Here is a 10280-nt window from a genome sequence, read left to right on the forward strand (position 1 = left end):
CGATGCTGGCGTTGTCGACGCGGTCGATCCAGCCGCCGTCGCGACGGGTCCAGGCGCTGACCCGGAAACCGAGCTTGTCCTGAACGATCGGGCCGCCGACGGCGACGCCGCCTTCATAGTTGCGGCCCCCGTGGGCGATGGTCGCCACCTCGGCCCGGGCGAAGCTGGAGTAGTCGGTCAGGCTGGGCTGGGGCGTGATGTAGCGCACCGTGCCGCCCTGCGAGCCGGCGCCGAACAGGGTGCCTTGCGGACCGCGCAGGATCTCGACCCGCTCGAGGTCGAAGATCGCCGGCAGCGAATCGTCGGCCGAGAAACCGAGCGCGCGCATCTGGATCGGGGTGTCGTCGATGTAGATGCCGGTGGTGCCGGCGCCGGCGCCCGAGGAGATGCCGCGGATGCTGATCGAGTTGTCGGCGGCGTCGAAGCGGACGCCGGGGGTGAAGCGGGCGACGTCGTCGATCGACTTCACGCCCTTCTTGTCCATGGTCTCCTGGGTGTAGGCGCTGACCGAGACCGGGACGCGCGACAGGACCTGCGCCTGGCGGGTGGCGGTGACGACAATTTCGCCGACGTCGGTCGGGGCGTCCTGGGCCCAGGTCACGGCCGGGGCGGCCGCGGCGACGCCGAATGCGGCGCCGGACATCAGAAGGGTTTTGATGGAGGTGCGACGCAGGCTCATCGGAGCGCTCCCTGAGATTTCTCTTTGGCTCGGTGTCGAGACAGCGGACACCGGTACGCTGTGATCACTGATGCGGCGGAGAATGCTCCGGCTGACCTCGCAAATGCAACCTTGAGTTTGAGCGAACGTCGTTACCCTTGCTTTTTGGCCACACTGACGGACGCCCGCTCGCTGCCCGACACGGACCGGAAGAAGGTGTAGGAGAGGGTGACCTCAGACTTGCCCTTGGTCTCGAAGTCGTCGGCGTACTTCGGATCGATGAAGTAGAGCACCGGCATGTCGAGCGTTTCGCCCGGGCCGACGGTCTGGTCGGTGAAACAGAAGCAGTCGAGCTTCTGGAAATAGGGGCCGGCCTGTTCGGGCACGACGTTGAAGACGGCGCGGCCGGTGATCGGCTGGTCGCTGTTGTTGGTGACGCGGAAGGTGGCGAGCTTGGTTTCGCCGATCTTGGCCTGCTGCTGGACCTGGCCGGCGGTAAAGGTCCACGGCAGGTCGCGGACGTTGGCGTCGAAACGGACGGTCAGTTGGCGATCGAGGACCTTGCCCGGCGCGGCCTCCGCCTTGCGCACGGTGCCGTCGAAGCCGGTGAGCTGACAGAAGGCGCGGTAGAGCGGCACCGAGGCGTAGGCGGCGCCGACCATGGCGGCGAAGCCGGCGGCGCAGATCAGGCCCAGGCGGCGGTTACGCCGTTGCTGAGGGGTCTTTTCCCGCGGAGTGGGATCAGAAGGGCCGGTCTGCGACATTGCCGCCAAGCCTCACGATAGTGACGACGAAGATCAGGATCACGAACAGCACGAGGCCGAGGGCCAGGGCGATGTTGCGGCCGCGCCGGGCCTTGGCCTCGGCGTCGCTATCGCCAAAGGGATTCGGGCGCACAGGATCGCTCATCTAGAGGAGCTCCAGGGCCGGTAGGCCCAACAGGTGTTCGACAAGAAGGGTGGCGAAAAGCAGGGTCAGGTAGAGGATCGAGAAGGCGAACAGATTGCGCGCGTCGCGGGCCCCGGCGCGGACGTCATAGAGCCCGTCGTCATTGCGCGGGTCAGAGTCGTTGGGGTCGGCGTTGCCGGGATCGGCCGCCTCCCCCGCCCGGCTGCGCCAAAGGCGGAAGGCGAGCAGGAGGTAGACCGCCGCGCCGGTCGCCGAGACCGCCAGATAGGCAAGGCCGCCAAGGCCGGTGAAGGCCGGCGCGATCGCGAACGGAATGAAGGCCAGGCTGTAGAGCCAGATCTGCTTGCGGGTCGAGGCGGCGCCGGCGACCACCGGCATCATCGGCACGCCGGCCCTCTGATAGTCCTCGGAGGTGTAGAGGCTGAGCGCCCAGAAGTGCGACGGCGTCCACATGAAGATGATGGCGCACAGCAGCCAGGCGTTGAGCGGCGTCGCGCCGTCGGCCGCGGCCCAGCCGATGACCGGCGGCAGGGCGCCGGCGAGGCCGCCGATGACGATGTTCTGCGCCGTCCAGCGCTTGAGCCAGACGGTGTAGACGACGGCGTAGAACAGGATGGTGAAGGCCAGGAGGCCGGCGGCCAGCCAGTTGATGGCCATGCCCATGACCATCACGGAAAACAGCGACAGGACGACGCCCAGGGTCAGGGCGTCCGGGCCCTGAACCCGGCCCGCGGCGACGGGCCGGGCGCGCGTGCGGCGCATCTTGGCGTCGATGTCGGCGTCGTACCACATGTTAAGCGCGCCCGAGGCGCCGGCCCCGATGGCGATGCACAGGATGGCCACGGCGCCGAGCACCGGGTGGATCGGCCGGTCGGCGGCGACGAGGCCGGTCAGGCCGGTGAACACCACCAGCGACATCACGCGCGGCTTCAGGAGCAGGAGGAAGTCCTGCCAGCTGGCCGGGGTGCGCGAAGCGGCGTTGCGGGGGGCGGGTTGGGCCGAAACCATGGCCATAATCATACTCGCAATGTCCGAAGGGCGCGCCCCCTCTCCGGAAGCGCGCCCCTCTTGAAGGATCGGCAGGTCGAGCGGGCGCCCTAGTGGTGGGCGTCCGGCTTGATCACCGGCAGTTCGTTGAACTGGTGGAACGGCGGCGGCGAGGACAGGGTCCACTCCAGCGTCGTCGCGCCCTCGCCCCACGGATTGGCGTCGGCCTTGCGGCGGAAGACCATGGCGTCGAGGAGAAGCACCAGGAAGACGCCGACGCCCGCCAGGGTGACCACGTAGCCCAGCGAGGACACCTGGTTCCAGTAGGTGAAGGCTTCCGGATAGTCGACATAGCGGCGCGGCATGCCCTGGAGGCCCAGGAAGTGCTGCGGGAAGAAGATCAGGTTCACGCCGACGAACGTCACCCAGAAGTGCAGCGCGCCGAGCCACTCGCGGTACTTCACGCCGAACACCTTCTCGAACCAGTAGTAGAAGCCGGCGAAGATCGCGAACACGGCCCCGAGGCTGAGCACGTAGTGGAAGTGGGCCACCACGTAGTAGGTGTCGTGCAGGCTGTAGTCGATGCCGGCGTTGGCCAGCACGACGCCGGTGACGCCGCCGACGGTGAACAGGAAGATGAAGCCGATCGCCCACAGCATGGGCGTCTTGAAGTCGATCGACCCGCCCCACATCGTCGCGATCCAGCTGAACACCTTAACCCCGGTGGGCACCGCGATGACCATGGTGGCCGCCACGAAATAGGCCCGCAGGTTGATGTTCATGCCGACGGTGTACATGTGGTGCGCCCACACGACGAAGCCGACGAAACCGATCGCCACCATGGCGTAGGCCATGGCCAGATAGCCGAACACCGGCTTGCGCGAGAACGTCGAGACGATGTGGCTGACGATGCCGAAGCCCGGCAGGATCAGGATGTACACTTCCGGGTGGCCGAAGAACCAGAACAGGTGCTGGTACATGACCGGGTCGCCGCCGCCGGCGGCGTCGAAGAAGTGCGTCGAGAAGTTGCGGTCGGTCAGCAGCATGGTGATCGCGCCGGCCAGGACGGGCAGCGAGAGCAGCAGCAGGAAGACGGTGACCAGCACCGACCACACGAACAGCGGCATGCGGTGCAGGGTCATGCCCGGCGCGCGCATGTTGAAGATGGTGGTGATGAAGTTGATCGAGCCGAGGATCGAGCTGGCGCCGGCAAGGTGCAGCGACAGGATCGCCAGGTCCATCGACGGACCGGCGTGGCCCGAGGTGGACAGCGGCGGATAGGCCGTCCAGCCGCCGCCGAAGCCGAGGCCCGGCCCGCCGTCGACGAACATCGAGGTGCAGAGCAGGACCCAGGCGGCGACCAGCAGCCAGAACGAGATGTTGTTCATCCGCGGGAAGGCCATGTCCGGCGCGCCGATCATCAGCGGCACGAACCAGTTGCCGAAGCCGCCGATCATGGCCGGCATGACCATGAAGAAGATCATGATCAGGGCGTGGCCGGTGACGACCACGTTGTAGCCGTGCTTGGAGGCTTCGACGAGGCCGCTCTTGGCGAGCAGGCTGCCCTCGCGGAACACCTGGATGCCCGGCTCGGCGAGCTCCCAGCGGATCAGGCCGGACAGGGCGCCGCCCACGATGCCCGCCATGATGGCGAACAGCAGGTACAGGGTCCCGATGTCCTTGTGGTTGGTGGAGAAGAACCAGCGCGTGAAGAAGCCCGGCTTGTGATCGTGGGCATCGTGGCTGTCGTGTGCGGAGGCGGAGGCCATCTGAACGCTATTCCTGGATTAGTTCGCAGCGGCCGCCGCGGGGGCGGGCTGGGCGTTGGCGGCGGCCGGCGCGGCCGGTTCGGGCGTGCCCGGCGAGGCGGGGTTGACCGAAGAGGTCGCCGCGGCGGGCTGGGCGGCGTCGGCGGCGGCCGGCGCGACGGCGGGAACGGCGGGGACCGCGCCCGCGGCCGAGCCGCCCTTCGAGGCGACCCACGCGTCGAACTCGGCCTGCGTCACGACGCGGACCTCGATCGGCATGAAGGCGTGGTCGATGCCGCACAGCTCACGGCAGTTGCCGTAGTAGACGCCGGTCTTCTCGGCCTTGAACCAGGTCTCGTTGACCCGGCCCGGGATGGCGTCGGTGATGATGCCGAAGGAGGGGACGGCGAAAGCGTGGATGACGTCGGCGCCGGTCACCAGCACGCGGACGGTCTTGTTGACCGGCACCACGAGCGGCTCGTTGGCGGCGAGGCGATACGGCACCTTCAGGGCGCGCGCCTCTTCCTCGGTCTTCATGTTCGAGATGAACTCGGCGATCTGCTGATCGGGATACTCGTAGCCCCAGTACCACTGGTAGCCGGTCGCCTTCACCGTCAGGTCGGGCTTGGGCATGTCGTGGTACTTGAACAGCAGCCGGAACGAGAAGATCGCGATGAACATCAGGATCAGCACCGGGACGAGCGTCCAGATGATCTCGATGACCGTGTTGTGGCTCCAGCGGGCCGGGACCGGGTTCGAACGCCGGTTATAGCGGACGATGATCCACACCAGCAGGCCGAGCACCAGCAGGGTGATCGCGGTGATGATCGGCAGCAGGATCGCGTTGTGGAAGAAGATCGCGTCGTGCCGCAGCTCGGTCACGCCCGGCTGCAGGTCGATGGCGCCCGGCGTGGGCTGACCCACCAAATCCTCGGCCAGGGCCGAAGCGCCCCAGAACGCCGACATCGCGAGCGTCGCGGCGCCTGCCGCCAGCGTCCGCATCCCCTTGAACCTCGACTTCATGTCCCCTCGGTCTGGTTGGCCGGCCGCGTCTCGCGAAACTGACGATCGCCCCCGCCGACTGCAACAGGACGCGCAGACGCTTCCGCGCCGCCCGGCCTATCGGGCGCGTGCATACGCGCATCATCCAGCCTTGCCAAGCCGTTGAGCGGCTCAGATTCCGCTCAGACCCAGCCGTCGTAGAGGGCGAGGAAGCGCACGCCGATCTCCAGATAGGACTCCGGCGCGAAGTGCAGGCCGTCCGCCTGGGCGGTCAGGTCGTGGGTCGCGAACGAGTCGGCGAAGGAGTCGGCGGCGTCGGCCAGTTGCTGCCCGTGGCGGACCTCGGCGGCGTAGGGCGTGCCGCCGGCCAGCAGCGAGACGCCGATGCGGCCGTCGGGGTCGTCCATCCACTCGCGGCGGACGGCGGCCAGCCATTGCGTCAGATTGTCCGCATAGGCAACGGCGGTCTCCGGCTGGACGGCGTCCTGCTCGCCCTGGGTGAAGAAGACGGCGTCGACCTCGGCGCCGCCGATATAGGCGCGCGCGCGGGCGACGACGGCGGAGGTCTGGTCGAACAGCTCGCCGTCGGAGTCCGGCGACCAGTCGAGGGCCGCGCCGTCGGCGGCGAGGCCCGTCGAGCCCTTGGCCGACTTGACGATGATGAGGATCTCGTCGGGGTTCTGGCGGCGGAACTCGGCGGCGAAGCCGACCTCCGGCCCCCAGCACTCCGGGTGGTTGGCGGTGCCGGTGTTCTGGGCCGGGCGCAGCATCTCGTACCAGCCCTCGGCGTCGTTCCAGATGTAGGTCAGGGGGTCCGGCGTCCATGCGTCCGGCGGCAGGGTGTCGGCGCTCATGCCGTATCCCACGGCGTTGGACTGGCCTGCGAAGACGACGAACGCCACGGCGAGCAACCTCGGCTGTCACATATCCTTCGCGCAAAGAACGGCTTGACCATGGCTAAGGTTGCGCGGCGGCGGGTGACGCGGGGCCGGCGGGCCCCTATCTTTGCCCGCATGAACGCCCATGCCCCCGCCCCCTCGATCCTCGAAGCCTCCGGGGTCGACACCCGCCGCGCCGGCGAAATCCTGAACGAGGCCCTGGCCGGGGCCGACGACGGCGAGCTGTTCGTCGAGCGCAGCGAGAGCGAATCGTTCCTGTTCGACGATGGCCGGCTGAAGTCGGCGGCCTATGACGCGACCGAGGGCTTCGGCCTGCGCGTGGTGGCCGGCGAGACGGCGGGCTACGCCCACGCCAGCGAGATCTCGGAGGCCGCCATCCGCCGGGCCGGCGACTCGGCGGCGCTGGCCAAGCGCGGCTATGCGGGCGTGGCGGCCGAAGGGCCGCGGGCGACGAACGCCAAGCTCTACGGCGAGGACGACCCGCTGGCATCGCCGGGCTTCTCGGACAAGGTGGCGCTGCTGCAGGAGATCGACGCCTGGGCGCGGGCCCGGGACCCGCGCGTGGTCCAGGTGATGGCCTCGATGGCCGGCGAGCGGCGGACGGTGGAGATCCTGCGGGCCGACGGCCGGCTGATCCGCGACGTGCGGCCGCTGACCCGGGTCAACGTGCAGGTGACGGTGGAAAAGGACGGCCGGCGCGAGGCCGGCTACACGGGGGCCGGCGGGCGCGAGAGCTTCCACGCCTGGATCACGCCGGATCGCTGGCAGGCGCAGGTCGAGGAGGCGCTGCGCCAGGCGCTGGTCAACCTGGAGGCCCAGCCCTGCCCGGCGGGCGAGATGGACGTGGTGCTGGGGCCGGGCTGGAACGGCGTCCTGCTGCACGAGGCGGTCGGCCACGGCCTGGAAGGCGACTTCAACCGCAAAGGCACCTCGGCGTTCTCCGGCAAGGTCGGCCAGCGGGTGGCGGCGCCGGGGGTGACGGTGTTCGACGACGGCTCGATCCTCGGACGCCGCGGGTCGCTGACCGTGGACGACGAGGGCACGCCGACCGAGCGGACCATCCTGATCGAGGACGGCATCCTGGTCGGCTACATGCACGACCGGATGAGCGCCCGGCTGATGGGCCTGAAGGCCACCGGCAACGGCCGGCGGCAGTCCTATGCCCATATGCCGATGCCGCGGATGACCAACACCGGGATGATGGGCGGCGACACGCCGCGCGAGGAGATGATCGCCTCGACCAAACGCGGGCTCTACTGCGCCAACTTCGGCGGCGGGCAGGTGGACATCACCAACGGCAAGTTCGTCTTCCAGTGCACCGAGGCCTATCTGATCGAGGACGGCAAGATCACCACGCCGGTGAAGGGCGCGACCCTGATCGGCGACGGGCCGTCGGCGCTGACGCGGGTGACGATGATCGGCGACGACTTCGACTTCGATCCCGGCATCGGAGTGTGCGGCAAGGCTGGCCAGAGCGTGCCGGTCGGCGTCGGCCAGCCGTCGCTGAAGCTGACCGGCCTGACGGTCGGCGGCACCAGCCTCTAGCGCACCTTACGGTCATTTAACTGGGCCTCGGCCCAGAACGCTGTTCCCTTGCCGGCTGGAGAGGGACCCGCGGACATGTCGATCATCCACGCCCTGGCGCAGGCGGCGGCCGCGGCCACCGCGCCCGAGCAGGGGGTGATCAGCTATCCGCCGGCGTTCTTCGCCGACCAGCATCCGGCCAACGCCTGGGAGATGCTGCAGCGGCTGCCCGGCTTCACCCTCGACGCCGGCGATCAGATCCGCGGCTTCGAAGGCGGCGGCGGCAACGCCCTGATCGACGGCAAGCGACCAGCCTCGAAGACCGACGACCTCAACGACATCCTGCGCCGCATCCCCGCCAGCCGGGTGGAGCGGATCGAGCTGGTGCGCGGCGGCGCGCCGGGCATCGACATGCAGGGCAAGGCGGTCGTCGCCAACGTCGTGCGCAAGCACGGGGCGGGACTGAGCGGGGTGCTTCAGGCCCACAACAACCACCTCTATGACGGACGCAACATGCACGCCGCCCGCGCCGAGATCGCCGGCGGCTCCGGCCAGCGCAAATGGGAGGCCTCGGGCCGTTACAGCCACCTCAATGACGACGGCGGCGATTTCGGGCCCCACATCGTCGTCGCTCCCGGCGGCCAGCTGCTGCGGCAATCCCAGGTGAAGCAGGAGGCCGACGGCCTGCAGCGGGTTCTGACCGGCGCCTATGAGACGCCGCTGCTGGGCGGGGTGGCGCGGATCAACGGCCGGGTGTTCTGGGAGAAGTTCAAGGTCGAGCAGGACGACCGCTACGCCGTTCCGCAGGGCTTCGCGGCCGACCTCACCGACGGCGTGGAGCACGAGCGCCAGACCGAACTCGGCGCACGGTTCACCCGGCCGTTCGGGACGCGCGCCACCCTCGAGGTGCTGGGCCTTCACCAGACCGAGCGGGAGAACAACCAGTCGGCCTTCGCGACGCCGGGCGAGCGGGTGAGCTTCGGCCTGCTGACCGACGCCAGCGAGACCATCGGGCGCAGCGTGCTGAAGCACCAGGCGAGCCCGCGCGTGACGCTGGAGTTCGGGGCCGAGGCGGCGCTGAACCGGCTGGAGAGCCTGAGCGACCTGTCGCTGAACGGCGTGCCCACGCCGCTGCCGGCCGCCAACGTCGAGGTCGAGGAGCGGCGCGGCGAGGTGTTCGGCCGCGGATCGTGGCGCCCCACGGAGGCCCTGACGCTGGAGGCCGGCGTCCGCTACGAGGCCTCGACCATCTCCTCGGAAGGCGACCTGGCGCTGGAAAAGAGCCTGCGGTTCGCCAAGCCGCGGGTCGCGGCCACCTGGTCGCCGTCGGCCGCCCTGCAGGTCCGGGCCAGCCTGGAGCGGACGGTCGGCCAGCTCGACTTCGACGACTTCGTGGCCAGCGCCAACTTCAACACCGGCCAGGGGGTGACGGCCGGCAACCCCGATCTGACGCCGGAGCAGGCCTGGGTCGCCGAGGGCGCGGTCGAGCGGCGGTTCTGGGGCGCGGGCGTCGTCTCGCTGACCGTCCGCTATGCGCAGATCTCGGACGTCAACGACCGCGGGCCGGTGAGAGCCGTCGCGCCGGACGGCTCGGCGGTGATCTTCGACCAGCCGATGAACATCGGCGACGGCTGGAAACGGGAGATCGTCGGCGCCCTGACCCTGCCGCTGGCGCGGCTGGGCCTGACCGGGGCGGTGATCCGCGGCGAGGCGACCTGGCGGCGCTCGCAGGTGACCGACCCGACGACCGGCGAGAAGCGCGAGATCTCGGCCCTGCACCCGGTGGACTGGACGGCGAGCTTCGTCCACGACCTGCCGCGCCTGCGGCTGAGCTACGGCGTCGACCTCTATGGCGGCTGGCGCGAGACCAACTACCGGTACGACGTCGTCCAGAGCGTCAAGCTGGAGGAGCCGTTCGTGCGGCCGTTCATCGAATGGCGGCCGCAGCCCGACCTGTCGATCCGCGCCGAGGGCATCAACATGAGCCGGCGCGGCATCCGCATCACCCAGGACCGCTACGGCGGGCCGCGCAACACCCATCCCCTGCTCTACGTGGACGATCGCGACCTGACCTTCGGCCGCGGGTTCTACGTCAGGGTGCGCAAGACCTTCGGCTGACCCCCAGGCTTCAGGCCTGGCGGTCGGCGCGAATCGCGGCCGGGCTGACGGCCTGACGCTCGCCGTCGAGCACCGGGGCGATCGGCTCAGGCTGTTCGTGGCCGGCCGGGTCGTTGGCGCCGTGCGACCAGTGCTTGATGAACACGCTGAGCACGATGAAGCCGACGCCGATGCCGATGCCCCACCAGCCGAGCATGTTGAACACATCCAGCGAGGCCTGCAGCGAGGCGCGCGGGTCGGTCACCTGGCCGCCGACCGTGTGCGTGCCGGCCATGGCGGCGATCTTGCCGCCGACGAACTGGGCGATCGACGAGGCCAGGAACCAGACGGCCATCATGAAGGAGACGACCTTCGGGATGGAGAGCTTGGTGACTTCGGACATGCCGACCGGCGACAGGAACAGCTCGCCGGTGGTGTGCAGCAGGTAGAGCAGGG

9 protein-coding genes and 1 pseudogene are annotated in these 10280 nt (G+C 69.3%); 2 read left to right on the forward strand and 8 right to left on the reverse strand.

The genetic code is table 11. The annotated features are described in order from the left end of the window. The 7 genes from ACILRF_RS11110 to ACILRF_RS11140 form a co-directional block, all read right to left on the reverse strand. On the reverse strand, positions 1-679 hold a 679-nt coding region (locus tag ACILRF_RS11110; RefSeq protein WP_395672845.1), incomplete at its 3' end, for a TonB-dependent receptor plug domain-containing protein. Positions 680-810: 131 nt separating this feature from the next. Further along, positions 811-1422, reverse strand: a complete 612-nt coding sequence (locus ACILRF_RS11115) for a cytochrome c oxidase assembly protein (protein WP_395672847.1) — start codon at positions 1420-1422, stop codon at positions 811-813. Next, the gene (locus ACILRF_RS11120; protein WP_395672849.1) at positions 1400-1567 is read right to left on the reverse strand and encodes a hypothetical protein; all 168 of its coding nucleotides are present in this window, start codon (positions 1565-1567) and stop codon (positions 1400-1402) included. Before ACILRF_RS11120 ends, ACILRF_RS11115 begins: the two co-directional genes overlap by 23 nt. After that, positions 1568-2581, reverse strand: a complete 1014-nt coding sequence (gene cyoE, locus ACILRF_RS11125) for a heme o synthase (protein WP_395672851.1) — start codon at positions 2579-2581, stop codon at positions 1568-1570. A gap of 83 nt (positions 2582-2664) precedes the next feature. Then, positions 2665-4323 carry a cytochrome c oxidase subunit I gene (gene ctaD, locus ACILRF_RS11130; RefSeq protein ID WP_395672853.1) on the reverse strand — a complete coding sequence of 553 codons (1659 nt, stop codon included), beginning with the start codon at positions 4321-4323 and terminating at the stop codon, positions 2665-2667. 18 nt (positions 4324-4341) lie between these two features. After that, positions 4342-5325 (reverse strand): cytochrome c oxidase subunit II, encoded by a 984-nt coding sequence (coxB, locus tag ACILRF_RS11135; protein ID WP_395672855.1) that lies wholly within the window; start codon positions 5323-5325, stop codon positions 4342-4344. 161 nt (positions 5326-5486) lie between these two features. Next, entirely contained in the window at positions 5487-6206 is a 720-nt protein-coding gene (locus ACILRF_RS11140; protein WP_395672857.1) for a sialate O-acetylesterase, read from the reverse strand. 111 nt (positions 6207-6317) lie between these two features. On the opposite strand from ACILRF_RS11140, the gene tldD reads away from it, so the two are divergent. Both tldD and ACILRF_RS11150 read left to right on the forward strand, forming a co-directional pair. Then, a complete protein-coding gene (tldD, locus tag ACILRF_RS11145; protein WP_395672861.1) occupies positions 6318-7748 on the forward strand; it encodes a metalloprotease TldD in 1431 nt (476 codons plus the stop codon). Between the two features lie 75 nt (positions 7749-7823). Next, positions 7824-9845: a TonB-dependent receptor plug domain-containing protein gene (locus tag ACILRF_RS11150; protein ID WP_395672859.1), complete on the forward strand. Its 2022-nt coding sequence runs from the start codon at positions 7824-7826 to the stop codon at positions 9843-9845. Between the two features lie 10 nt (positions 9846-9855). Here ACILRF_RS11150 and ACILRF_RS11155 read toward each other — a convergent pair. Beyond that, positions 9856-10280 (reverse strand): annotated as a pseudogene (locus ACILRF_RS11155) (MFS transporter); the annotation flags it as partial.

The organism is Phenylobacterium sp. (assembly GCF_044236515.1).
Classification (GTDB): domain Bacteria; phylum Pseudomonadota; class Alphaproteobacteria; order Caulobacterales; family Caulobacteraceae; genus Phenylobacterium.